The organism is Sphingosinicella flava (assembly GCF_016025255.1).
GTDB lineage: Bacteria > Pseudomonadota > Alphaproteobacteria > Sphingomonadales > Sphingomonadaceae > Allosphingosinicella > Allosphingosinicella flava.
In genome coordinates, this window is the sequence record NZ_CP065592.1 from 536,720 (window position 1) to 561,099 (window position 24,380).

24 protein-coding genes, 2 tRNA genes and 1 pseudogene are annotated in these 24,380 nt (G+C 61.5%); 15 read left to right on the top strand and 12 right to left on the bottom strand.

What is annotated here, in order from left to right; genetic code table 11:
• Window positions 1-6: 6 nt before the first annotated feature.
• Together ruvX and IC614_RS02740 are read right to left on the bottom strand one after the other, a co-directional pair.
• The gene (ruvX, locus tag IC614_RS02735) at window positions 7-480 is read right to left on the bottom strand and encodes a Holliday junction resolvase RuvX (protein WP_200972209.1); all 474 of its coding nucleotides are present in this window, start codon (window positions 478-480) and stop codon (window positions 7-9) included.
• Window positions 477-1,577 (bottom strand): DUF3089 domain-containing protein, encoded by a 1,101-nt coding sequence (locus tag IC614_RS02740; protein WP_318963311.1) that lies wholly within the window; start codon window positions 1,575-1,577, stop codon window positions 477-479. Before IC614_RS02740 ends, ruvX begins: the two co-directional genes overlap by 4 nt.
• 131 nt (window positions 1,578-1,708) lie before the next feature.
• Here IC614_RS02740 and IC614_RS02745 point away from each other — a divergent pair, with 131 nt between their 5' ends.
• From IC614_RS02745 to clpX, 11 genes are all read left to right on the top strand, one after another.
• Window positions 1,709-3,454 (top strand): DUF4153 domain-containing protein, encoded by a 1,746-nt coding sequence (locus tag IC614_RS02745; protein WP_200972210.1) that lies wholly within the window; start codon window positions 1,709-1,711, stop codon window positions 3,452-3,454.
• A 42-nt stretch (window positions 3,455-3,496) separates the two neighbouring features.
• On the top strand, window positions 3,497-3,784 hold the full coding sequence (gene gatC, locus IC614_RS02750; RefSeq protein WP_200972211.1) for an Asp-tRNA(Asn)/Glu-tRNA(Gln) amidotransferase subunit GatC: 288 nt from the start codon (window positions 3,497-3,499) through the stop codon (window positions 3,782-3,784).
• Window positions 3,784-5,262, top strand: coding sequence for an Asp-tRNA(Asn)/Glu-tRNA(Gln) amidotransferase subunit GatA (gene gatA / locus IC614_RS02755; RefSeq protein WP_200972212.1), 1,479 nt, complete (start codon window positions 3,784-3,786; stop codon window positions 5,260-5,262). The genes gatC and gatA overlap by 1 nt, the downstream gene beginning before the upstream one ends.
• Window positions 5,262-5,618 (top strand): trypco2 family protein, encoded by a 357-nt coding sequence (locus IC614_RS02760; RefSeq protein WP_200972213.1) that lies wholly within the window; start codon window positions 5,262-5,264, stop codon window positions 5,616-5,618. The genes gatA and IC614_RS02760 overlap by 1 nt, the downstream gene beginning before the upstream one ends.
• Complete coding sequence (gene gatB, locus IC614_RS02765; protein ID WP_200972214.1) at window positions 5,615-7,093, top strand: Asp-tRNA(Asn)/Glu-tRNA(Gln) amidotransferase subunit GatB; 1,479 nt, start codon at window positions 5,615-5,617, stop codon at window positions 7,091-7,093. The genes IC614_RS02760 and gatB overlap by 4 nt, the downstream gene beginning before the upstream one ends.
• Window positions 7,094-7,132: 39 nt before the next feature.
• Entirely contained in the window at window positions 7,133-7,849 is a 717-nt protein-coding gene (locus IC614_RS02770; protein WP_200972215.1) for a hypothetical protein, read from the top strand.
• 65 nt (window positions 7,850-7,914) lie between these two features.
• Window positions 7,915-7,999, top strand: a tRNA-Leu gene (locus tag IC614_RS02775).
• 54 nt (window positions 8,000-8,053) lie between these two features.
• The gene (gene tig, locus IC614_RS02780; protein ID WP_200972216.1) at window positions 8,054-9,598 is read left to right on the top strand and encodes a trigger factor; all 1,545 of its coding nucleotides are present in this window, start codon (window positions 8,054-8,056) and stop codon (window positions 9,596-9,598) included.
• A 95-nt stretch (window positions 9,599-9,693) separates the two neighbouring features.
• On the top strand, window positions 9,694-10,626 hold the full coding sequence (locus IC614_RS02785; protein WP_404829150.1) for a glycosyltransferase family 2 protein: 933 nt from the start codon (window positions 9,694-9,696) through the stop codon (window positions 10,624-10,626).
• Window positions 10,627-10,722: 96 nt separating this feature from the next.
• Window positions 10,723-11,373: an ATP-dependent Clp endopeptidase proteolytic subunit ClpP gene (clpP, locus tag IC614_RS02790; protein ID WP_200972218.1), complete on the top strand. Its 651-nt coding sequence runs from the start codon at window positions 10,723-10,725 to the stop codon at window positions 11,371-11,373.
• A gap of 100 nt (window positions 11,374-11,473) precedes the next feature.
• A complete protein-coding gene (gene clpX / locus IC614_RS02795) occupies window positions 11,474-12,736 on the top strand; it encodes an ATP-dependent Clp protease ATP-binding subunit ClpX (protein WP_200972219.1) in 1,263 nt (420 codons plus the stop codon).
• A gap of 39 nt (window positions 12,737-12,775) precedes the next feature.
• On the opposite strand, the gene IC614_RS02800 is transcribed toward clpX, so the two are convergent.
• Window positions 12,776-14,641 (bottom strand): tetratricopeptide repeat protein, encoded by a 1,866-nt coding sequence (locus IC614_RS02800; RefSeq protein ID WP_200972220.1) that lies wholly within the window; start codon window positions 14,639-14,641, stop codon window positions 12,776-12,778.
• Between the two features lie 136 nt (window positions 14,642-14,777).
• Here IC614_RS02800 and lon point away from each other — a divergent pair, with 136 nt between their 5' ends.
• From lon to IC614_RS02815, 3 genes are all read left to right on the top strand, one after another.
• A complete protein-coding gene (lon, locus tag IC614_RS02805) occupies window positions 14,778-17,186 on the top strand; it encodes an endopeptidase La (protein WP_200972221.1) in 2,409 nt (802 codons plus the stop codon).
• Window positions 17,187-17,330: 144 nt separating this feature from the next.
• Entirely contained in the window at window positions 17,331-17,603 is a 273-nt protein-coding gene (locus IC614_RS02810) for an HU family DNA-binding protein (RefSeq protein WP_200972222.1), read from the top strand.
• 144 nt (window positions 17,604-17,747) lie between these two features.
• Window positions 17,748-17,822 (top strand) — tRNA-Val (locus tag IC614_RS02815).
• Window positions 17,823-17,842: 20 nt separating this feature from the next.
• On the opposite strand, the gene IC614_RS02820 is transcribed toward IC614_RS02815, so the two are convergent.
• From IC614_RS02820 to IC614_RS02840, 5 genes are all read right to left on the bottom strand, one after another.
• Complete coding sequence (locus IC614_RS02820) at window positions 17,843-19,054, bottom strand: tyrosine-type recombinase/integrase (protein WP_200972223.1); 1,212 nt, start codon at window positions 19,052-19,054, stop codon at window positions 17,843-17,845.
• 143 nt (window positions 19,055-19,197) lie between these two features.
• The gene (locus IC614_RS02825) at window positions 19,198-19,917 is read right to left on the bottom strand and encodes a hypothetical protein (RefSeq protein WP_200972224.1); all 720 of its coding nucleotides are present in this window, start codon (window positions 19,915-19,917) and stop codon (window positions 19,198-19,200) included.
• Window positions 19,918-20,113: 196 nt separating this feature from the next.
• The gene (locus IC614_RS02830) at window positions 20,114-20,371 is read right to left on the bottom strand and encodes a hypothetical protein (RefSeq protein ID WP_200972225.1); all 258 of its coding nucleotides are present in this window, start codon (window positions 20,369-20,371) and stop codon (window positions 20,114-20,116) included.
• The gene (locus tag IC614_RS02835) at window positions 20,368-20,853 is read right to left on the bottom strand and encodes a hypothetical protein (protein ID WP_200972226.1); all 486 of its coding nucleotides are present in this window, start codon (window positions 20,851-20,853) and stop codon (window positions 20,368-20,370) included. The genes IC614_RS02830 and IC614_RS02835 overlap by 4 nt, the downstream gene beginning before the upstream one ends.
• The gene (locus IC614_RS02840; protein ID WP_200972227.1) at window positions 20,850-21,602 is read right to left on the bottom strand and encodes a hypothetical protein; all 753 of its coding nucleotides are present in this window, start codon (window positions 21,600-21,602) and stop codon (window positions 20,850-20,852) included. Before IC614_RS02840 ends, IC614_RS02835 begins: the two co-directional genes overlap by 4 nt.
• 26 nt (window positions 21,603-21,628) lie before the next feature.
• Here IC614_RS02840 and IC614_RS02845 point away from each other — a divergent pair, with 26 nt between their 5' ends.
• The gene (locus IC614_RS02845; protein WP_200972228.1) at window positions 21,629-22,060 is read left to right on the top strand and encodes a hypothetical protein; all 432 of its coding nucleotides are present in this window, start codon (window positions 21,629-21,631) and stop codon (window positions 22,058-22,060) included.
• Between the two features lie 172 nt (window positions 22,061-22,232).
• On the opposite strand, the gene IC614_RS02850 is transcribed toward IC614_RS02845, so the two are convergent.
• From IC614_RS02850 to ssb, 4 genes and pseudogenes are all read right to left on the bottom strand, one after another.
• Window positions 22,233-23,201: a hypothetical protein gene (locus tag IC614_RS02850; protein WP_200972229.1), complete on the bottom strand. Its 969-nt coding sequence runs from the start codon at window positions 23,199-23,201 to the stop codon at window positions 22,233-22,235.
• Window positions 23,185-23,616, bottom strand: a complete 432-nt coding sequence (locus IC614_RS02855; protein ID WP_200972230.1) for a DUF1367 family protein — start codon at window positions 23,614-23,616, stop codon at window positions 23,185-23,187. Before IC614_RS02855 ends, IC614_RS02850 begins: the two co-directional genes overlap by 17 nt.
• Complete coding sequence (locus IC614_RS02860) at window positions 23,613-23,951, bottom strand: DUF968 domain-containing protein (RefSeq protein ID WP_200972231.1); 339 nt, start codon at window positions 23,949-23,951, stop codon at window positions 23,613-23,615. The genes IC614_RS02855 and IC614_RS02860 overlap by 4 nt, the downstream gene beginning before the upstream one ends.
• A gap of 44 nt (window positions 23,952-23,995) precedes the next feature.
• Window positions 23,996-24,376 (bottom strand): annotated as a pseudogene (ssb, locus tag IC614_RS02865) (single-stranded DNA-binding protein); the annotation flags it as partial.
• Window positions 24,377-24,380 lie beyond the last annotated feature (4 nt).

The window sequence follows — 24,380 nt, forward strand, 5'->3', positions numbered from 1 at the left end:
AGCGGATTAGAACGAAGGGTGCCCGCCCGCAAGCGCATCGATCGCGCCCTGCAGGATGTAAGCGGCCGCCATCTTGTCTACCAGCGCGGCGCGGCGGGCGCGGCTGGCGTCGGCGTCGAGGAGCGTGCGGGTCACGGCCTGGGTCGACCAGCGCTCGTCCCAGAGCAGGATGGGCCTTTCCAGCACTTCGAGATTGCGGGCGAAAGCGCGGGTCGATTGGGTGCGCGGGCTGTCGCTGCCGTCGAGGTTCAGTGGAAGGCCGATGACGAAGCCTTTCACATTTTCCCGTGCGGCCAGATCGCGGATGCGGGCGAGGTCGGCGGCGAATTTGATCCGCTTCAAAAGCTCGGCGGGTGTCGCGATCGTCCACCCGGCGTCGCAAAAGGCAATGCCGATGGTTTTGGTGCCGACGTCGAGACCCATGAGGCGCCCGCCCTCCGGCAGCGCCTCGCGAAAGCTGGACGGGGACGCCAGGATCATCGCGCGGTGAACGCCGCGAGGCGCCGCCCCACGTCGGCGCGGGCGTTGGCCCAAAAGAGAGCATAGTCGAACACGTGATAATTGTTGCCGGGCAGCACATAGGGGCCAAGGTCCGGCGCATCCTTGCCGATCAGCAGGAAGCCGCGTCCATCGCATCGCGCGGGGACAGCGGCTTTGACGAGCGTCGCATCGCTCAAGTCGCCATTGGGACGCAGCGTGCCGGAATTCGCCGCCGCTCCGGCCGCGCCGCCGGCCGCGCCCGTGAGCGGGTTGGTGCAGACCATCGGCGTTCCGGCGCGGCTCCGGCTATCGGAGGCCTCGTAAATGTCGGTCACCATGTCGGTATCGGCCGGCTCGGCGAAACTCTGCCAGGAGACGATACAGCCCGACTGATCGGGCGCCGCGCAGGCCGGAAAGCCGAAGCGGGGCAGGTCGACCGGAATGGAGACCGGCCATCCGACGATGTAGATCGCGGCGATGCGCCCGGCCTCGGGCGAGCCCTTCACGCGCTCGGCAAGAAGACGGGTGAGGTGGAGGCTGCCCTGGCTATGTCCCGCCAGGATGATCGGGCGGCCGGCCGGAGCCTGCCGGATGAATTCCTCGTAAGCGGCGAGGATGTCGCGATAGGCGAAGTCCAGCGCCATCGCGGCGTCTTCGCGCCTCGTCAGGAAGGCGCCGAAGGTCGCCTGCCGATATTTGGGCGCCCAGATGTCGCCGGCGCCGTTGAATACGCTCGCCTGGCTGCGCACGAACAGGCGCGCGCGCTGCTGCGAATCCGCGTCCTCCAGCGGGGAATTCCATCGGGAGCGATCAAGGTAAGACGTGGGATGGATGAAGAAGACCGACGCATTCCGCGCGGGTGCCCGCTCTTCGAACCCCTCGGGGAGCCAGAGGGCGGGATTGTCCGCAATGTCGGGACGCGCAATCCACATCGAAGCGGGGCGATATTCCATGCTCGTCTTGTCGGCCGCGAAGGAGGCGCTCGGCACAAGCGCCGCACGCATCAAAGTACGTTCGAACAGGCGATAGCCGAGCGCGCCCACAAGCAGCAGGATGATGAGGATCGCGATGATCCACAGGAAACGGCGCGCCAGCATGCGTCTTGGAACCTCCTTCTCAGGCGCCGCCGTTCCAATAGCAAGACAGGCCAGGTTGCAAGGGAGATCGGCTTGTGGTCTGCTGGTTTCGGGCCATTCCGCTTCGATCTCGCGGAGCATGGGGAGGTACGATGAGCATCCAGCAAGTCCGTGAGCACGATCCCTGGCCCGCCCGCGCGGCGATGCTGGCGGGCGCGGGAGCCCTGTTCGGCCTCGCCATCTCTCAGCTTTTCGACGAATTTCGGCCCGAAGCCACGGCGAATATATGGCGTGGCACGGCGGCGGTCTTTCTGCTGACCGGCGGGATCGTCGCGGCCTTCACGCTGGAGAGGCTGCGCTGGACGTGGAGCCTTGCCTTCGCCGCGGCGGCCGGGTTGGTGCTGGCTTTCGTCTTCTACTGGAATGGCGGCCCGAACGGCTGGGAGGGCAGCGAAGGCTGGCGGTTCGTCTCGGCGGCCCTCACCCTCGTCATCGCCGCGCCGCTTTTCCAGACGATCCGGGACGAAGGGGAGGCGCGCCTTCCCTATCCGTCCGTCCATGTCCACGCCTGGACCAACATCGTCCTGTGGGTACTCGCCTGCGGCTTCTCTCTGCTCGTCTTCCTGATGATGTGGCTGGTCGCCGCTTTGTTCGATCTCATCGGCATCGATTTCGTCAAATATCTGATGCGTCAAGACTGGTTTATGTGGATGCTGGCCGGATCGGCGTTCGGCGGCGTCATGGGCCTGTTACGCGACCGGGACCAAGTCTTGTTCGTCGTCCAGCGGGTGGCGATGACGATCCTTGCCGTACTGGCGCCGATCCTGGCGGCCAGCCTCCTGATCTTTCTGTTTTCTTTGCTCTTCAAGGGCTTGTCGCCCCTCTGGGAGACGCAGTCGGCGACCTCGATCCTTCTCACCTGCGTCGCGGGCGCGATCATTCTCGCCAACGCGGTGATCGGCAATGTTCCGGAAGAGGAATCCAAGGCGAAGATCATGCGGTGGAGTGCCGCAGCACTTGCCGGAGTGATCCTGCCTCTGGCCGTGATCGCCGCCGTTTCGACCGGCAAGCGCATCGCCCAATATGGCTTCACGCCGTCGCGCCTGTGGGCGCTGACCTTCGTTACCGCTGCGACGATCTGCGGCGTCGCTTACGCCGTGTCGCTGATCCGGGGCAGGGGGAGATGGGCCGACGGTGTGCGGCCCACCAATGTTCGGCTGGCAGTGATCATCTGCGGCATTGCCTTCCTGCTCGCCACGCCGATCGTCAGCTTCGGGGCGATTTCGACCCGCGACCAGGTGGCGCGGCTGGAATCGGGGCAAATCGCGCCAGAAAAATTTGACTGGACAGCCTTGCGCTTCGATTTCGGCCCGAGCGGGATAAGGGCTTTGAAACGGCTGCAAAAGGAAGGCACGACGGCGTCGATCCGGAAGGAAGCAGCCGAGGCGCTTGCCGCCACCGACCGCTATTCTGGGGATGCGCCTGCCGTGAGGGTGGAGCAGAAGGCGGTGGAATCCTATGCCGTCCATCCTCGGCAAACACCGTTGCCTGAAAATTTGAACGCCGCGATCGCCGGAGCCTTTTACTGTCCTGCCGGGAACCGCTGCTACGTCTACTATGAAGGCGGCGACATTGCCTTGGCCATCTCGCAATATGATTGCCCGCCAGCGAAGGCTGACACGCCGCCGGACGCGCCGGGGTGTCAACCCGATGTCATGACCTTCTTGCGCAGCGGGGGTGATTGGACTCGGCTCGACAGCCTTTATGAAGAAACCCGTTATAAAATGCCGAAGGATGTCGTGGAAAAAGCGGTGAGGGGCGGCAATGTCGAAGTCCGCGCCGTCCAGCGGCGTCAGGTCTTCGTCGGCGGCGCGCCGGTCGGGCGGGCCTTCGAATAAGGCTGCTTGAAGCGGGCGGGGGCGGATGCTAGCGCCGCTCCCATGTCCGTAGATACCGCAACTGTGCGCCATATCGCCAAGCTCGCGCGCATCGCCGTCACCGACCAGGAGGTCGAGGCGCTGGTGCCGGAGCTCAACAACATTCTGGGCTGGATCGAACAGCTCTCTGAGGTCGACTGCACCGGCGTCGAGCCGATGACCGCCGTCATCCCCAATCAGCTGCGCATGCGGCCAGACGAAATCACCGACGGCAATGTCCGCGACGCGGTGCTGAAGAATGCGCCGGTCGCCGAACATGGCTTCTTCGCGGTTCCGAAGGTGATAGAATAATGGCGCATCTGAACGATCTCGGCATCGCGGCTATCCGCGACGGCTTTCGCAGGGGCGATTTTTCCGCCCGCGAAGTGGCCGACAGCTTCATCTCGGCTGTCGAAAAGGCGCGGACGCTCAACGCCTTTACAGTGGAAACGCCCGATCATGCCATTGCGGCCGCCGAACAGGCCGACCGCGACCGCAGCCAGGGCGATTTCAAGCCGCTCTCCGGCGTTCCGCTCGGCATCAAGGATTTGTTCGCGACGAAGGGCGTGCAGACCGCGTCCGCGAGCAAGATACTGGAAGGTTTCAAGCCGGAATATGACAGCACCGTCAGCGCGAAACTCTTCGCGGCGGGCGCGGGCATGCTCGGCAAATTGAACATGGACGAATTCGCCATGGGCTCGTCCAACGAGACGAGCGCGTTCGGCAACGTCCTGTCGCCCTGGCGCCGCAACGACGGCGGCAATGCGGCGCTGACGCCCGGCGGATCGTCGGGCGGCTCGGCCTCGGCCGTATCGGCGCGGCTCTGCCCGGGCGCGACAGGGACGGACACGGGCGGCTCGATCCGCCAGCCCGCCGCTTTCACCGGCATTACCGGCGTGAAGCCGACTTATGGCCGCTGCTCGCGTTGGGGCATCGTCGCCTTTGCCTCCTCTCTCGACCAGGCGGGGCCGATGGCGCGCGATGTCCGCGATTGCGCGATCATGCTCGAAGTGATGAGCGGCTATGACCCGAAGGATTCGACCTCGCTCAAGCTCGATGTGCCGCAGTGGGAGGCAGACCTTTCCTCCGACATTCGCGGCAAGCGGATCGGCATCCCGAAGGAATATCGCATCGACGGCGTTCCGGCCGAGATCGACGCGGTATGGGAGCAGGGCATAAAGTGGATGAAGGATGCGGGCGCGGAGATCGTCGAAATCTCGCTGCCGCACACCAAATATGCGCTGCCGACTTATTACATCATCGCCCCGGCGGAAGCATCATCGAACCTCGCCCGCTATGACGGCGTCCGTTACGGCAATCGGGTGGCGCCCGAAAATGGCAGCCTGGATGATATGTACAAGGCGACCCGCGCCGCCGGTTTCGGCGCCGAAGTGCGCCGCCGCATCATGATCGGCACCTATGTGCTCTCGGCGGGTTTCTACGACGCCTATTTCAACCAGGCGCAGAAGGTGAGGACACTGATCGCCCGCGACTTCCAGGACGCGTTCAAACAGGTCGACCTGATCCTGACACCGACTGCGCCGTCAGCGGCGTTCGGGCTCGGCGAAACCACCGATCCGCTCGCGATGTATCTCAATGACGTGTTCGCGGTCCCGGCGAGCCTCGCGGGCCTTCCGGCAATGTCGGTGCCCGCAGGTCTTGACAGCCAGGGCCTGCCGCTCGGCCTTCAGATCATCGGCAAGCCGCTGGATGAGCAGGGCGTGATGAACGCCGGATTGGCATTGGAAGAACGCGCGGGCTTCACCGCGCGGCCGGAGGCATGGTGGTAATGGCAAATCCGAGCAGCTCTGTTGATAGTGATGAGCTTGCTGCGTTCATCGCTTCAACCCTGCGAGCCATTTCGGTAGGGGTCAAACAGGCTCATCGGGATGTGGCTGAGCCCCAGCGCGATGGCCACGCAACCTTTCAGATGCCTCACAAAGTTTTGTTCGACGTCGCCGTTGCCGCCAAGAAGGTCGATGAATTGGGAGGGGGGTTGAAGGTCCAAGTCTTCTCGGCCTCGGGTAAGAGAGCTTCCGAAGACCAGACTGTAAGTCGGATCAGCTTCGAAATCCCGTGGCGTTTTGTAGATATTTCAGCACAGCCGACCCCGACCCTGGAAGAGCTTGCAGAGAGATTAGCATGACTAAGGCAACATACCGCATCCAGGGCGCAACCGGCGAATGGGAGGTCGTGATCGGCCTTGAGGTGCACGCGCAGGTGACGTCGCGGGCGAAGCTGTTTTCCGGCGCCGCCACCGAGTTCGGCGCGGAGCCGAATACGCAGGTGAGCCTCGTCGATGCGGCCATGCCGGGCATGCTTCCTGTGCTGAACGAAGAATGCATCCGGCAGGCGGTGCGCACCGGCATGGCGATCGATGCGAAGATCAACACCTGGTCGCGTTTCGACCGGAAGAATTACTTCTACGCCGATCTGCCGCAAGGGTATCAGATTTCCCAGCTCTACCATCCGCTGGTGGGCGAGGGCGAGATCGAGGTCGAACTGGACGGCGGCGCCACCAAGACGATCGGCGTCGAGCGCATCCATGTCGAGCAGGATGCGGGCAAGCTGATGCACGATCAGCATCCGTCTTTTTCTTATGTCGACCTCAACCGCTCCGGCGTCGCGCTCATGGAGATCGTGTCGAAGCCGGACATGCGTTCTCCCGAAGAAGCAGGAGCTTATGTCCGGAAGCTGAGATCCATTCTCCGCTATGTCGGCTCCTGCGACGGCAATATGGAGCAGGGCTCGATGCGGGCCGACGTCAACGTTTCGGTGCGCCGCCCGGGCGAGCCGTTCGGCACACGCACGGAGACGAAGAACGTCAATTCCGTCCGCTTCATCATGGCCGTGATCGAATATGAGGCGAGCCGCCAAGTCGATGTCCTCGAAAGCGGCGGCAGCGTCGTCCAGGAAACCCGTTTGTTCGATCCGGACAAGGGCGAGACGCGCACGCTCCGTTCCAAGGAAGACGCGCACGATTACCGCTATTTCCCGGATCCGGACCTGCTGCCACTGGAGCTTTCCGACGATTTCCTCCGCGAGTGCCGCCAGAGCCTACCCGAACTGCCGGACGCCAAGCGCCGCCGTTACGAGAAGGAACTGGGGATCAGCGCCTATAACGCTGCCGTCCTTACCGCCGAGGTGGAAACCGCGCGCTGGTTCGAGGAATTGCTCGCCGCGACCGGCAAGACCGGGCCGGAGGTCGGCAAGGCCGCGTCCAACTGGGTCATTTCCGATCTGTTTGGAGCGCTGAACCGGCTTGGCCGCGATATCACGGACAGCCCCGTCAGCCCCGTCCAGGGCGCGGAGTTGCTCGGCCTTGTCGCGGACGGCACCCTGTCCGGCACGCTCGCCAAGCAGGTCTTTGAAATCATGCTGGAAACCGGCGAAAACCCTGCTAAGATCGTCGATGAGCGGGGGCTTAGGCAAACCAGCGATACAGGCGAGATCGAGAAGGTGATCGCCGAGGTCATGGCGGCGAACGAAGACAAGGTCGCGGATTATCGCGGAGGCAAGGACAAATTGTTCGGCTTCTTCGTCGGCCAGACCATGAAGGCGATGGGCGGCAAGGCCAACCCGCAAGTGGTGAACGAATTGCTGAAGAAGGCTTTGGGCTAAGGGTGCCGCGGGGGCGCCGGTCCGGCCTCGGGGGATAGAATGAAAAAAACTTTGGCGCTGGCCTGCCTGATGGCCCTGACATCGCCTGCTGGTGCCAAGCTGCGGGTGCCGCCGCCTGTGCGGGTGGAACGCGTCGACGTGCAGGATACGATCGGACCGATCAATTTTTCCAAGGTGAGCAATCGTATCGCGCGCGGAAGCCAGGTGGGCTGGTTGCGCGAAGGGATTTTGTGCTTGGGCGGCGAACCGCTGACCTGGAACGGCCGGTCGCATGTCGTCGACCCGCGCGATCTGGAAGAAGCCTTCCGCAACGAGCTTCAGGACTTGGGCTACGACATCGTCGGCGCATCGGGTGGGTTGTTCGACCGGGAACAGGATAGCGAGGCGGCCTATCTGGTCGGCGCGACGATCCGCAACATGGAGATCGAGGCCTGCTTGCCCTATTTGCCATCGAACGACATTTCGACCGCCAAGGGCGCCGTTGTGTTCGAGATCGAATGGCAGATTTACTCGCGCGACCGCCAGCGCGTGATCGACAAGATCACCACCCGCGCCGGATATGAGCGCAAGAAGGGCCGGGAAGGCGGCGTTCAATCCCTCGTCCGCGAAGCATTCGCCGAAAACGTGCGCAGGCTCGCGGCATCAGGCAAGCTGGAGCGCGCCGGCGATCTTCCTGTCGGGAAGGATGACGATTTGCGTATCCGATCGCCAGCCGGTGAAGGCGAAGAGGCCGCGGTAGGCGATACCGGCTGGTAAGCGCCAACTCCGCCTTGCCCTTGCGCGCCACCCTGCTATAGACCCGCGCGACCGGCGGTCCTCTTGCGGGCGTGGCGGAACTGGTAGACGCGCTGGATTTAGGTTCCAGTATCGAAAGATGTGGGGGTTCGAGTCCCTTCGCCCGCACCAGCTTCGCCACCGGGCGAGGACCGGCACCGAAATTCCTGATAACGAAGGTTTGAAATGCAGACTGTCGAGACGTTGAACGAGGGCCTGAAGCGGGCTTACAAGATCACCATCGCCGCCAAGGACATCGACGCGCGCGTCGACGGCGAGCTGAAGCGGATCGCACCGCAGATCCGCATGCCCGGCTTCCGCCCCGGCAAGGTGCCCGCGAACCTCGTCAAGAAGATGCATGGCGAGCAGCTCCAGCAGGAAGCGCTGAACAGCGCGGTGCAGGACGGCGTCCAGAAGTTGCTGACGGAAAAGAAGCTCCGTCCGGCCATGCAGCCGAGCGTCGAGCTGGAAGAGGGTTACGAGGCCGGCAAGGACGCCAGCGTCACGGTCGAGCTTGAAACGCTTCCCGAAATTCCGGCTCCGAAGATCGACGCGCTGAAGCTCGAGCGGCTGACCGTTGAGCCGGGCGACGAAGCGGTCGAGGAATCGCTGCAGCGCATCGTTTCGGGCCAAAAGAGCTTCGACAAGGCTCCGGCCGACTATGCAGCCAAGACCGGCGACCTCGTGATCATGGATTTCGAGGGCAAGGTCGACGGCGTCGCGTTCGAAGGCGGCAAGGGCGAGGGCATGTCGGTCGAATTGGGCTCGGGCCGCCTTATTCCCGGTTTCGAGGACCAGCTCGTCGGCGCGAAGGCCAATGAGCAGAAGACGCTGAACGTCACCTTCCCGGCCGATTACGGCGCTGAAAATCTCGCCGGCAAGGCCGCGACCTTCGATGTTCTCGTCACGGAAGTGCAGACGCCGAAGGAAATGAAGGCGGACGACGCTTTCGCCCAGTCGATGGGCTTGGAGGGCATCGATCAGCTGCGCGGCCTGGTGAAGGGCCAGCTCGAGCAGGAGCTGAACGGCCTCACCCGCACGCACATGAAGCGCAAGCTGCTCGACCAGCTCGCGGAGGCGCACAGCTTCGACGTGCCACCGTCGATGGTCGAGGCCGAATTCAACCAGATTTGGCAGCAGCTTGAGCAGGAAGCCAGCCACGAGGCTGACCCGGAAGCCGCCCGGAAGGAAATGGAAGCGGAAAGGGACGATTACCGCGCGATTGCCGAGCGCCGCGTGCGCCTCGGCCTGCTCCTGTCCGAAATCGGCCAGACCAATGGGGTCGACGTCAACAATCAGGAAATGAACCAGCTGATCATGCAGGCGGCCCAGCAATACCGCCCCGCCGATCGTGAGAAGTTCGTCCAATATATCCGCCAAAATCCGATGGCTGCCGCGCAGCTCCGTGCGCCTTTGTTCGAGGACAAGGTCGTCGACTTCCTCTTTTCCAAGGCCGAAATCACCGACCGCACCGTGACCCGCGCCGAGCTGGAGCATGAGATCGAGGCCGAGATCGGTCACGTCCATGGCCCCGATTGCGGCCATGGCCACAGCCATGACGAAAAGCCGAAGGCGAAGGCCGCTCCGAAGAAAGCGAAGGTTGATGAAACCGGAGCCGAGGAAAAGCCTGCCAAGAAGACGGCTGTAAAGAAGGCCGCCGACAAGGTGGAAGCGGCTGACAAGGCGACCGCTAAGAAGGCGCCGACCAAGAAGGCCGCTTCGAAGAAATAATCTTCCGTTGGCACGGAGCTTGTCGAAATCTTGTCTTTTTTCCTAAAAGAAGGGCAGGCCTTCGACAGGCTCAGGCCGAACGGAGTGGGGGAATGATGGCGGATTTACGCATCGCGGTTCTGCTGCCCTGCTACAATGAAGAGGCGGCGATCCGGCAGACGATTGCGGGCTTCCGCGCAGCGCTTCCGGGCGCTTCCATCTACGTCTACGACAATAACAGCACCGACCAGACCTGTACGGTTGCCGCGGAGGCCGGCGCGATCGTCCGCTGCGAGAAGATGCAGGGCAAGGGGCATGTCGTCCGCCGCATGTTCGCCGACGTCGACGCCGACGTCTATGTGATGGCCGACGGTGACGCGACTTACGATGCTGCTGCAGCCCCGGAGCTTGTCCGTCGCCTCGTCGAAGAGCAGCTGGACATGGTCGTCGGCGCCCGGCAATCGGAGATCGAGGAGGCTTATCGGCGTGGTCACCGGCTGGGGAACAGGCTGTTCACAGGGCTTCTCGCCAGCCTGTTCGGGCGCACCTTCACCGACATCTTTTCCGGCTATCGCGTCTTTTCACGCCGTTTCGTGAAGAGCTTCCCGGCTCTTTCGCGGGGTTTCGAGACGGAGACCGAGATCAGCGTTCATGCTCTGGAACTCGCCATGCCGGTGGGCGAGGTGATGACGGCTTATGGCGCGCGGCCGGAAGGATCGGCATCGAAGCTCTCCACTTACCGCGACGGCTGGCGCATCCTGAAGACCATCGTCCATCTGTTCCGGATCGAGCGGCCGGTGCTCTTCTACGGTAGCATCGGGGTTTTCTTGGCGGCACTTGCCATGGTGCTCGCGATTCCCCTGGTCGTGACCTACGTCCAGACAGGGCTCGTCCCGCGTGTTCCGACGGCGATCCTTGTCACGGGACTGATGATCCTTGCCTCGCTCTGCCTCTTCACCGGCCTCATCCTCGATACGGTGGTGCGGGGGCGAAGGGAGGTGCGGCGGCTTGCCTATCTCGCCCTTCCGGCGCCGGGCCCGAAAAACTAACACGCCAGGGGAACGTGGAGAGGGCTTGAACCTTTCCGTCTTTGCTCCGATGTTCGGACTATCCGAACTTTTGAACATTCAGCATCAGGATCATTCATGAACGACGCCATTCGCGATGCCCTCGTCCCCATCGTCATCGAGCAATCGAACCGGGGCGAGCGCAGCTTCGACATCTATTCCAGGCTGCTGCGCGAACGGATCGTGTTCGTCACCGGCCCTGTCGAGGATCATATGGCGACGCTGATCACGGCGCAGCTCCTGTTCCTCGAATCGGAAAATCCGAAGAAGGACATCTTCATGTACATCAACTCGCCGGGCGGCGTCGTCACGGCGGGCATGGCGATCCACGATACGATGCAATATATTCGGCCGCGCGTCGGCACCGTGTGCATTGGCCAGGCGGCGTCGATGGGCAGCTTCCTGCTCGCCGCCGGCGAGCCTGGGATGCGCGTCGCGTTGACCAATGCGCGGATCATGATCCACCAGCCTTCGGGCGGCGCGCAGGGCATGGCTTCGGACATCGAGATTCAGGCCAAGGAAATCCTGCGCATCCGGCATCGCATGAACGAGCTTTATGCCAAATATACCGGGCAATCCCTGGATACCATCGAGCGTGCCATGGACCGCGATAAATTCCTGTCCGCGACCGAAGCGAAGGAATTCGGCCTGATCGACGAGGTGTTCGAAAAGCGGCCGGACGTGGGTGACGGCGACACCACCGGCGCTTCGGAAGTCACGCCTTCATGATGAAGCGGAACGGCATTTAGCCGTCAGCCATTGAGAAGATAAGATAATCGGGTAACATGGCCGCGACCTCAACGGGGCCGCGGCCCCAGTAAGGACTTTTATGACGAAGCTCAGCGGCGGCGATTCGAAGAGCACGCTTTACTGCTCATTCTGCGGAAAATCGCAGCATGAGGTGAGGAAGCTGATCGCCGGCCCGACCGTGTTCATCTGCGATGAATGCGTCGAACTCTGCAATGACATCATCCGCGAGGAAACGAAGTCGGCGCTGGTGAAGACCCGCGACGGCGTTCCGACTCCGCAGGAAATCTGCAAGGTGCTGGACGATTATGTGATCGGCCAGATGCATGCTAAGCGCGTGCTCTCGGTCGCGGTCCACAACCATTACAAGCGTCTCAACCACGGCGCGAAGGGCGCGGATGTCGAGCTTGCCAAGTCGAATATCCTGCTCGTCGGCCCGACGGGTTCGGGCAAGACCTTGCTCGCCCAGACGCTGGCGCGCATCCTCGACGTGCCGTTCACCATGGCGGATGCGACGACGCTCACCGAAGCAGGCTATGTCGGCGAGGATGTCGAAAACATCATCCTGAAGCTGCTCCAGGCTTCCGACTACAATGTCGAGCGGGCGCAGCGCGGCATCGTCTACATCGACGAGATCGACAAGATCAGCCGCAAGTCGGACAACCCTTCCATCACCCGCGACGTATCGGGTGAGGGCGTCCAGCAGGCTTTGCTGAAGCTGATGGAGGGGACGACCGCCTCGGTTCCGCCGCAGGGCGGGCGCAAGCATCCGCAGCAGGAATTCCTGCAAGTGGACACGACGAACATCCTGTTCATCTGCGGCGGCGCCTTTGCAGGCCTTGAAAAGATCATCGGCGACCGCTTGCAGGGCAAGTCCATCGGGTTCGGCGCCTATGTCGCCGCGCCGGAGGAACGCCGCACCGGCGAGGTGCTGCGCCAGGGCGAGCCCGAGGATTTGCTGAAATTCGGCCTGATCCCCGAATTTGTCGGCCGTCTGCCCGTCATCGCGACGCTTGAGGATCTCGATACCGAAGCGCTGGTGAAGATCCTGAAGGAGCCGAAAAACGCGCTGGTGAAGCAATATGCCAAGCTGTTCGAGATGGAGGACGTGAAGCTGTCCTTCACCGATGAAGCCCTGGTCGCGGTTTCCAAAAAGGCCATCGAGCGCAAGACCGGCGCGCGCGGCCTCCGCTCGATTTTGGAAAACATCCTTCTCGACACCATGTTCGACCTGCCTTCGATGGAAAGCGTCGACGAAGTGATGATCGACAAGGATGTCGTCGAGGGCCGCAAGGAACCCGTCCGCGTCTATGCCGACAAGAAGAAAGACGAGGACGCGGCCTGATCATGCCGGGGCCGCGCCAGTGGCGGGGGCCCGGCTAGCTTATTTCTCCGGCGTATAGCCGAAGATCCGAAGCGTGAAGGGGACGGCATAATCTTTCCTCAGCGCTGCATCGCGGTCGGCACGCGCGCCCTTTTCGTTTCCAAGCCTCCTCTGCGCCTCGCCCCGCATGTAGAGGCTTTCCGCGAGATTGGGATTGAGGGACAGCGCCATGTCCAGATCGGCAATCGCTTCGGCATAGCGCCCCTGCTTGAACTTCACGAAGGCGCGGCTGTCGTAAACCTCGCCGCTTCCAGGGCTCAGTGCGATGCCCCGATCGCAATCCCGCAATGCGAGATCCAATTCGATATTGGCGACCGCCCGGGCGAGACAGCGCTGATTGTAGAGATCGAAATCGCCGGATTTTGCGGCAATGCCTTTGCCGAGTAGCGCAATGGCCTCCGGAATACGGTCGAAATAGAGCATGTATGCGGTTCGGGTGGAATCGTAATCATCCCAATCCGGGCTGGAGTCCTGCGCATCGATCAATGCGAAGAGCTTTTCGATACTCTTTTGCGCTTCGGTTTTTTCGCCAAAATCCCTGAGAACGGCCGCTTGCATCATCCAGCTGTCGAAGGTCTCAGGCGCAATTTCGACCAATTTGCCGGCGGCTTCGAGTGCCCCGGCGCGATCGCCTTTGGCAGCCTTGAAGCGAGCCAAATCGTACCAACCCATCCAGAAGGCCGGTTGAATGGCGACCGCGCGCTCGGTATCGGCCAGCATCGCCTGGAAGTTGCCGAGCTGCATGTGCGCGCGGGCGCGGCTCACGTAGGATGAGCTGTTGCCCTCTTGCTCTTCGATCGATTCGGTCAGGAGCGTTACCGCCTCCTGGAATTTCCCTTTTTTAAGGGCGAGCTGCCCAAGGGCCAGGTTGGTGAGATAGCCCGCGCCTTCGCCACCCTCGAAACCGGAAAGCAATTTTTCGGCTTCCTCTACATTGTCCTTCTCGAGCAGAATTAGGGACAGCCGAAGCGGTGCGTCCGTCATCTCGGGATCGCGCTCATGAGCCAGGCGGAAATCGGCAGCCGCGCCGTCCGTGTCGTTGTTCCAGTCGCGAACGATGCCCCGCATCACATAGCCATAGGGTGTGAGAGGCTCCTCGCTCAGCAGTAAAGCCTTTTCCTCCTCCGACCAGACATAGTTCACAGGCGCCACGACGAAGGCATCGTTTTCCTTCAGCCGCTCGAGGTCGGGCTGTGCGATCAGCAAATCCGCGCGTGTCAGGCGCCGAATCTGGCGCCTGGTCGTCACGGCGGTAACCCGCCCTTCATTCAATGTGACATTGCGCGTGAAGCGCAGTCCGGCGATCGTCACGTCGTAATCCTGGCCGGTGATGGTGAATCCTTCGCCGCCATTGGGCAGGATGATCGTCTGCGACATGCGCATGTCGCGAAGATCGCCGACGGTGCCGTCTTCCTGCAGCAACGCCTGCAAATCCACGTTGCGCACGACATCGCCGATGAGATTGTAGCGCTCCGCTCCATTTTCGGCCGTGGCGGTCCAAGACATCTGGACGACGCCCTCCATCTGGAAAACCGATGGCTTGGCCCCTTTGCCAGGGTCGAGAGTCGCATGGAGGAAGCGCATGTTGGCGGCGCGCGCGCGATAATTTTCTAATATGGCAGCCTTGCCGGATTCCTGGACCTCGGCCCGCACCATCCGGGCCATTTCGCCGCGCCGCGTTTCATGAACCGTCATCGGAAGGGGATAGGAATAACCTTTGGACGCATCCATCATGATGCGGATATCCTGGTCGAAGAAGGGATGTTCCTGGCCAGCGCGAGCGGGCGGCGTTTCGCGAGCGATAACCGCTATTTCCGCCCCACTGGAAAGCGCTATCGCGATCGCGATCAGGTTGGTCCACTTCATGCCGATCCTCCCCCCATACAGTCACCCCCGCGGTGATCAGGCTAGCGCAACCCCTGATCCCGCGAAAGCGGGTTTGTCGTACCGCAACCAATACCCATATATGGATCGCAAGGCCGACTTCCGGCATGGAGTAGAAATGACCGAATCCTATCCCGTTCTCCCCTTACGCGACATCGTCGTGTTTCCGCAGATGATCGTGCCGCTCTTCGTGGGGCGCGACAAATCGGTGGCGGCGCTGGAAAGCGCGATGGCGGCGGACAAATCCATTTTCCTCGTTTCCCAATTGGACCCGTCCGAGGACGATCCCGACCGCGATGCCCTTTACGACCTCGGCGTCATTGCGACGGTGCTGCAGCTTTTGAAGTTGCCGGACGGCACGGTGCGCGTGCTGGTCGAGGGGCAAAAACGCGCGACGCTGACCGCGCTCGAAGAGACGGGCAAGCATCTCGTCGCCCAGGTCGAACCGGTTGAAATCGTGGAGAGCGAAGGACCGGAGGCGGAGGCGCTGATGCGTTCCGTCGTCGAGCAGTTCGAAAATTATTCGAAATTGAACAAGAAGCTGCCCGCTGAAACCGCGGTACAGCTCGGTGAGATCGAGGACGCGTCGAAGCTCGCCGACGCGGTCGCAGCCAATATCGCCATCAAGGTCGCTGACAAGCAGTCTCTCTTGGTCGAATTGGACCCCCTGAAGCGCCTGGAAATGGCTTATGCCTTCATGGAAGGGGAGCTGGGCGTCCTGCAGGTCGAGAAGAAGATCCGCAGCCGCGTGAAGCGGCAAATGGAGAAAACCCAGCGCGAATATTATCTCAATGAGCAATTGAAGGCGATTCAGCGCGAGCTCGGCAATGAAGGCGAAGAGGGCGAGGCGGACGAGCTGACCGAACTCGGCAACAAGATCGCCAAGCTCAAATTGTCGAAGGAAGCGCGAACCAAGGCGACGCAAGAGTTGAAGAAACTCAAGGCGATGGCGCCGATGTCCGCGGAAGCGACGGTGTCGCGCAACTATCTTGACGTGCTGCTCGGTCTGCCCTGGGGCAAGAAATCGAAGGTCAAGAAGGACATCGCCGAGGCGGAAGCGGTGCTCGACGCCGATCATTACGGCCTGGAGAAGGTGAAGGACAGGATCGTCGAATATCTCGCGGTTCAGGCGCGCATCAACAAATTGAAGGGGCCGATCCTGTGCCTCGTCGGTCCTCCCGGCGTCGGCAAAACCTCGCTCGGCCGCTCGATCGCCAAGGCAACGGGGCGCGAATTCGTGCGCCAGTCGTTGGGGGGCGTCCGCGACGAGGCCGAGATACGCGGGCACCGGCGCACCTATATCGGTTCGCTGCCGGGCAAGATCGTGTCCAACCTCAAGAAGGCCGGCACGTCCAACCCGCTCTTCCTCTTGGATGAGATCGACAAGCTGGGCCAGGATTTCCGCGGCGACCCGGCTTCGGCCCTGCTCGAGGTGCTGGATCCGGAGCAGAACAACAAGTTCCAGGATCATTATCTGGAGATCGACTACGATCTGTCGGACGTGATGTTCGTCACCACCGCCAACTCGCTGAACCTGCCGCAGCCGCTGCTCGACCGCATGGAGATCATCCGGCTGGAGGGCTATACCGAAGATGAGAAGGTGGAGATCGCCAAGCGCCACCTGCTTCCCAAGCAGATCGAAAGCCACGGCCTGAAAGATGGCGAGCTGACGCTGACCGAGGAGGGTCTGCGCGCGCTGATCCGCCATTACACGCGAGAGGCGGGCGTCCGCACGCTGGAGCGGGAAATCGCCAAGGTGGCGCGCAAGGCGTTGCGCCGAATCCTGGAAGGCAAGGCCGAGACGGTTGAAGTCACGCCCGACAATCTGGCGGATTATGCCGGTGTCCGGAAATTCCGTCACGGCGTCGGCGAGGAAGAAGACCAGATCGGCGCCGTCACGGGTCTCGCCTGGACCGAGGTCGGCGGCGAATTGCTGACGATCGAAGCCGTGACCGTGCCCGGAAAAGGCATCATCAAGACGACCGGCAAACTGGGCGAAGTCATGCAGGAGTCGGTGCAGGCCGCTTTCTCCTTCGTGAAGGCGCGCTCGCCCTCCTATGGCGTGAAACCCAGCCTGTTCGCACGCAAGGACATTCACATCCACTTGCCCGAAGGGGCCGTGCCTAAGGATGGCCCATCCGCCGGCATCGGCATGGTGACTGCGATCATTTCCACGCTGACGGGTATTCCCGTACGGCGCGATGTCGCGATGACCGGGGAGGTGACCCTGCGCGGGCGGGTGCTCCCGATCGGCGGCCTCAAGGAAAAGCTGCTCGCCGCCTTGCGCGGCGGGATCAAGACGGTGCTCATCCCGCATGAGAATGAGAAGGATCTTGCCGAGATACCGGAAACGATCCGGAACGGCCTGACGATCATTCCCGTCAGCCATGTCGATGACGTGCTGACGCTATCGCTCGCGACTCCGGTCGTGCCGATCGAATGGACGGAGGCGGACGAATTGGCAGCGATCGCCCCGGCGGAGCTGGCCGCGGCCCCCGACGAAACGGGTGTCTCGATACGGCACTAAAGTGTTGAAGGCCCTGGCGGAAGTCAGATTGGAAAGCGCGACTTTCCCCGGAAAATCGCGCTTTCCTTTTGACAGGGCCTGAAGAACTGATCTTAGATGCGCACCGGCATTGCCGCGATTCCACTCAACAGGGGTTCGGAACAGATGAACAAGCAGGAGCTTATCAGCGCCGTCGCGGAGACCAGCGGTCTCAGCCGAAGCGACGCATCCAAGGCCGTCGAGAGCGTTTTCGACACGATCACCGGGGCGCTGAAGAAGGGCGACGAAGTGCGCCTCGTCGGTTTCGGCACCTTTGCGTGCAGCCAGCGGAAGGCGTCGACGGGCCGCAACCCGCGCACCGGCGAACCGATGCAGATCAAGGCGTCGAAACAACCCAAGTTCAAGGCCGGCAAGAGCCTGAAGGACACGGTACAATAAGATTGGAGAAGGCCGGCGCAAGGGGCGCGCCGGCTGCTTTTCCTGTCCCCACATGGCTGGACAGTGACGGGACGCCGCTCTATTGGCGTCCCCGAAAGGCTCCTTCCCGGAGCCTTGCCGCCGTCGAAGGACGGCCCCCGGCGTGGGCGCGTAGCTCAGTGGTAGAGCACACCCTTCACACGGGTGGGGTCGCAAGTTCAATCCTTGCCGCGCCCACCACGCCGAAACACTAGAGAAACCTAGCATTTTTCATCCCTCCGTGCAATAGCAGACGGCTGGTAAGATTTGCCAATGGTCAGACTTTGGTCAGCAGCATAAGCCCGCGCTAGCTTGCTGATCCTCAGCCAAATCATGGTCAGCGCCCGCACAATCTCCTTGAGGCGATTCGGATCGTACTTGGCGTAAAGCTGGGTTGTGCGGCTTAGCTTGCCTTCGTGGCCGAGCATTTCGCTGATCTGTCGTTCCGGCACGGTGCCGTCCGCGTAGAGCCAGGTTGCGATGGTGTGGCGGATCGTTTTGGCGTGAACGTCATCGGATAGCTCCAGCACCTTCCGCATGGTCCGCCACGCCGTCTTGTTCGACTTGACCGGGCTGTATCCGTCCCGCTGCCAAGCCCGCAGCACTACTCGCATCGGACGAATCGCCGGGATGATGGCGTTACGCTTTTTCGTCCGCGCCGCCGCTTCTGGCTGAAGGTCGATCAGGCCGGTGCGATCGTTGTACTGGGTAATCGGGTTGAACGCCTTAGCCGCCTCCGGCCTGACGCTGGTGCACATCTGAAGCGCCACGAAGCGAAACAGGGCAGGGAAGTGGGAGGAATACCAGAAGATGCGGGCTAGCTCATCCTCAGTCAGCACTCGCTCCCTTAGGGGGTTCAGATACTTCATCGGGACAGCTTTGATCTTCGGCGCGTAGGGGATGCGCTGATTTTCTTCGGCATGGCCGAACGCCGCACGGATATCGTTCAGGTTGCGATCGACGGTATCGCCAGCCACGCCCTCAGAGGAATAATCATATTCCTCGCCATCCCATGTCATCTTGAAACTGTGCGGCCCCATTCGCCATTCCCGGAACCGCTCGAATAGGGCGGGCAGCATGTCGGTGATTACGGCGTTCGGCCCCGCGTCGTCTTGGATCAAGAAAGCCGTGAAGGTGCGAAGGCTTCGGCTCGTCTGGTCACTGTTGGCGTTCTTCCGGCCCTTCTCAAGCCAGTAGCGCCATAGGATCGGAACGACCTGGGCTTGCTCAGGCGCCTGCTTCTGTTTGGACCGCTCATTGACGTAGAAAGCATCCAGCTTCGCCTTCGCTAATTCGACATCCCGCTCACCAGTGCTTCTATAGATGATCGTCCGAGCTTTGGCGGTGGCGATTTGCCAATAGGGGGATTTGCCGTCCCGCCTTTTGTCGAGCCAATATTCTCCGACGACATGAGGTGAGTTTTCGCGGGACATAGTTCGTTTGCTTCCAGGACAGACAGGGCCTCAAGAAAGCCGTGCCCGGCCATCTCTAGCAGTTGTTCATAGGTGAAGGTTGCGCCCGTCTTGTTCCGCAGGGCGCGGCGATATTTTGACGAGATGCTTCCTACAGTCACGGTCTATCTCTTATCCGTATGGGGGAGGGGCGGCATGCTTGCGATGCAGTCAGCGAACATTGACCGCATCAGCTTCCGCGTAAGTGGCTCGCTGCTGTAGCTGTCGCGGAGCGGGTACTTGTACCAGTCGAGCCGGAAGCCGCTGGGCTTGTGCAGGAAATTGGGCGTGATAATAGGGCAGTCGGAAGCATGGTCGTTTGCTTCGAGGAAGCCCGTCCAACGACTTCGGTAGTCACAGGTGCAATGCACCATGCATCCGCGCCCGCCATTCCAATCAATGCCGCATTCCGCGCAGAGACGCTTGAGCAGCTTGTCCTTATGGACCCGCTCCAGCTTGCACAGACGATCAACCTCGTCCTGTGCCGCATCCTCCTTCGGACTGCACCACGGGTGGCGGTTTCTCTCTTCGAGCGCCGCGTCTATCTGTGGCCGATATTTATCCATGTCGAGGCCGCGCATCTTAATCTGGTAGCAATTCGGCCCGTGGCTGTTCGCGCCGCACCACTCGCTCTCGCGCTCAGCGTATCCGCAGGTGCAATCACCCCAATAATAGGGTTGAATACGGAAGATTTCGTTCTCGAAGGCCCATTCCGCAGAGGGGTTATTGCCGTAGCTATCGAACCCCATCTCTTCCATGTATGAGTAGAACTCATCCTGTAGGCCGCGATCCACGGGGTGGTTGCCCCGGCTGTTGCCGAAAATGATGTTGCCTAGTTCCATCACGCCGCAATCCTTTCGATCCCACGCTTGCCGCGCTGAAAGAAGGTGCCGTTTCCAGAGCCTCCAAGCTCCAGAGGCAGGGCAGTTTGACAGAAGGCGCATTCAGCCATGAGGCGACCGATGTACCAATTGGACCGGCTGCATCCGGGGCAGAAGTTGGTTACATGCTCTCTATACATGACGTGATAGCCACGTAGGGTCATTGAGAGATCCTTTCCCAAATGCCGTTACCAAGATGTGTGATGCGCCCCGCCTTCCGTTCCCGCTGGAGCAGGCGATCAGCGCCGCGCATACACGGCACCCCGAGGCCTCCCCAGCGTCCGTCGAGGTGGTGGCTCCTAGGCACTCCTGCCTGTTCAAGAGCGTTTTCGATGTCAGAGGCGCGGAACTGGCCAGTCATAGCAGCCAGCCCGGAATTCACCTGTTCCTCGGTGAAGGTGTAGCCTTCAGCCTTCATTGCTGATCTCCTTGATTTTGGGCGATGCCTTCCAGGCCCGCGCTGTCGTCCTTCGGATCGAGCCCCGTTCCGGGTCTCTCCGCTGTCGCGCTTCCATCGCTATCGCGTTCCATCGCGCGCAAAGCCTGTGCCCTCGCGATATTCTTGATGGTGCGCCTGTCTGAGATTTCAGCCCGGTAGCCTTGATCCACCGCCCACGCCGCGAAGTGTTCGAGCATGGCAAGGTCATCATCCGAGAACGTGCAGTTGCCGCCGAAGACGCGCTTCGCTGCCCCACGCACGTCGGGAGCCATCTCCTCACTGATCTGCGCGCACATACCCGCCTGAAGCTCAAGACGAGCCCACTTGGGGAGGCGCTGATGGCGCGCTTGCAGCGGCCAATCGCGCGAAGGATCGAAGCCCGTAGGGGCGAGACCGCTCGCGGGCTCGACGGGAACCGCGAGAGCCTGGTCCGAAGGACGCGCCAAGCCATTGTTTTTCATATCCGATCCCCCTTCCCATTATATTGTGAGAGGGCTTGGCGAGCGATTTGTGCGCTCATCGTCGCGGGCAAGTGCGGCTGCGAGCTAGATATCTTCTCCAACGCCTCCACAAGTGGCGCTGTATTGGTGAGGGCTGCGAGCGCACGGACCATCGTTGGCTCAGCCATCGCGCGGCGGATAAATGCCTGGCTTAGATCCTGTCCCATGCCGCCATTCATCGCCGCATTCCAAATGGCGATCCGGATGTCTCGCTCAATATCCTCGTCTGTCGAGACAAGTTCGACAGCGCCTATTTCTACCTGTGGCACAGATTGCGGGGATGATGCGGAGAAAACCTCGTTGAGCCACTTGGCGTTATCGTGCGCCCCTTCATCCTTCGTCTCTGATACTGTGGAGAGGTGGCCGGTGACCTCAGCCCCGTCATCTGCTCCGCTCTCGGCATAAATGCGTGGTTTCTGCTGGTGACCGACAAAGCTGCACACCCTATCTGAGATAAACGCCAGGTCGTTGCCGTCGTAAGACCAGCCCATTTCCATGAAAGCATCGTTCAGCCCATCACGGACGGCATCCCCCACACTTGAGGGCATGGCTGCGATGGCCTTGGCCTTTTCTAACGCGACGTAGCGGCGCTTCCGCCAATGGGCGTAGGAACCATCATCGGGCATATTGCCGGGAAGGGTATGGTGCCAAGCATCGGGGTCGATGACCTTCGCTACCCGCTCAATCGCATCATCTGCTGTGTTAGGCATTTTGGTTCTCCTGAAGGATGGCTCGCGTGTCAGTCATTGACCGCGGTCCTTTTCAGCATGGATTGCGCGAAGGCGTGGGCGACCTGATCTTGAAGGCCACGAAGCTGAACCGGGCCGAAGTGTTGGCTCTTCTTGGACAGGCCGGCGAGAAGATGCCCCGCTGCGGTCGCAAGGCCGGAAGCCGCCGCAAACATGGCCGTCTGCAATTCTTCTTCACTCGGGCGCTGATCGAACATCGCGGCCACCACTTCGGCCACAAGCTGCTGCGCCTGCGTCCGCACTTCTTCAGCGCGACGGGTGAACTCTTCCACCGCCCCGCTCATGCTGTCTTATCCGGGGTGAAGTTCGGGTCACGCATGGCGGGCCACCAAACCTTGATCCACGCTAACAGCTTCGTCTTGCTCGGGGCGGTCGTCTCGGCCACCGTGGAACAGAAACGCATGAAGCTGGCGCGATAGGCTCCGCTATCATCTCGCCATGCCATGATGGCACCATGATCTCCGGCCGCAGACGTCGCGCGGTAGGCTGCGAGGGTTTTCATGACGCCGCTCGGGCTGCTTGACATTGGGCCGTCCAGACGTCCGCCTGCCACGCCGGGTAGGGCGCAGTATTGCGCGATATAGGGTTCGCTCATGCTGTCTTATCCGAGAGAGGGGTGGACAGGGCGGCGTAGGCACGGATTTCAGCGGCGATGTGCCTGCACATTTCGTTGCCGTCGCATACCTGCGAATCGTCGGTCTGCTGACCGGATGCGATGCGAGCCGCCTCCTCGAAAGCCTCTGCCCTGATCCGCGCCTTCTCCACCACCTCACTCGTTATGGGAGAGGGGCGCAGGAACCGATATTGGATCATGCGGGCAGCATCGACGATCCCGCAGCTTTCAGGCCCTGACGTGACCCATCCGCCATTCTCTGTGCGGTGCCGGTCCAGCTTTATTTCGAGCGCGTCGGCAATGATGCACGCGATACCGTGCGTTTGCTCGTCGTTCAGCTCAAAGGGGTAATCCTTTGGGGATAGGGTGGGCGACATGGATGCGAGGGCGCGGATTTCCTTCGCAATGTGGCTCGCTTCATGCATCGCGCAACGCTCCGTCGCGCCCGCTAAAGCAGAGGTGTTCGGGTAAAGCTCCCCGGCCTTGATCTTCTGAATCGCGTCCTCGCATATTGCGGCGCGGGCCTCGGCCACCTTCGCCGCCTCTTCTAAGGCTTCCGCCCTGATCCGCTCCACATCCCCTTGCGCGGGTGCCTTGGTGGAGAGGGCGGCGACCTTGCGCCAAGGCACCGTCTGGCAATGACAGCACAAGACTTCATCGTGCATTGTGGCAACAATGGCGTGGCAAATATCGCATTCGCGCCGCTCCACCTCTTCCCCTTTAGGGAGAGATAAGGGGCGGGTGTTGAGGCGGTGACGGGCGAGAATCAGCATCCGGGGGTCGTCATCCCACAAGCCGTCGTCTAAACGCTCGTTAGCTTCAGGCAGGTCTTTCAGCCAAAGCTGCTTGAAAGCCTCCCGATCTTCCTGCGTTACCTCGCACGGCTCCAGCCGCACGGTATCGGGTGCTTTTGTTTCAGGGGTGGTGTTATCAGGCTGCAAAGGCATTTATCGCCTCCTCAAGTTCATCGTTTCCAACGGGAAGCCACCAACGGCGCACGGCCGCGACAGCCTGTTCGTAAAAGGGTTCGAATTCGTCCTGGCTCATGGCGTCGAAGGCGATGCTTTCCGGCATGAACACCTCTCGAGTGGCGCCCTCGAGTTTCAGCCAGCGCCCGTGTCCGGTTGCCGCCTTGATCGCGACCAACACGTCCTCTGGTCCGCTGAACTGCTCGTTGTTGTCAGCCACAAGGCCCAAAAGCGCGAACAGCTTGCGGTGATGCTGGTGGTTGCGCGGACGGCGGGCCTTAAGCTCTACGGTGGCTCCTAGCCGGGTTTTGGCGTGGAACTCGCGTGCCGCATTGGACTTCGGAATGAAGCCTGCCGCCGTCTTGACGAAATGGTGAGGAGCGATCTTGCTCATGGCATTTCCCTCAGCTTTGGCGCGTGCGGGGACTTTCGCGCAAACTCCTCAGCCAGCGCGCGCATGTCGATCCCGTGGCGCTTCTCGAAAGACGCCTCACCAATCCGATGCTGTTCGGAATGATGATCCCGGCAAAGGCTGATGACCCAACGGTCGCTTGGCTTCACGCCAATGCCCCCGCCCGTTCCCGTCCTGACGTGCGCAACCTCGATCGGGCGCCCGCCGCAGCCGGGGACACAACATTCATGGTTGCGGACGAAAGTGCAGTGACCAGGACAACGCTTTCCAGCGTTCTCTCGACCTGACTTGTGACGGATGCGGGCGGGGAGGGCCATTAGAACGGCACCTCGTCAGACAGATCGGCCGGCTGTGCTGCATAGCCCTGTCCACCGCCATTGCCGGTGTCGCGATTGCCGCTATCCAAGAGGGTCAATTCACCCTTGAACTTTTGCAGGACGATCTCGGTGGAATAGCGGTCCTGCCCGTTGTTATCCTGCCATTTGCGGGTCTGGAGCTGGCCTTCGAGATAGACCTTGGAGCCCTTGCGGAGATATTGCTTTGCAACCTTCGCGGCGTGTTCATTAAAAATGACAACGCGGTGCCATTCCGTGCGCTCTTGCCTGTTCCCGTCACGGTCCTTCCAGCTTTCGGACGTGGCAATGGAGAGGTTCACGACCTCATTGCCGTTGGACAGGCTACGGCTTTCCGGGTCTTGGCCCAGATTGCCGACGAGAATGACTTTATTGACTGATCCGGCCATGAAA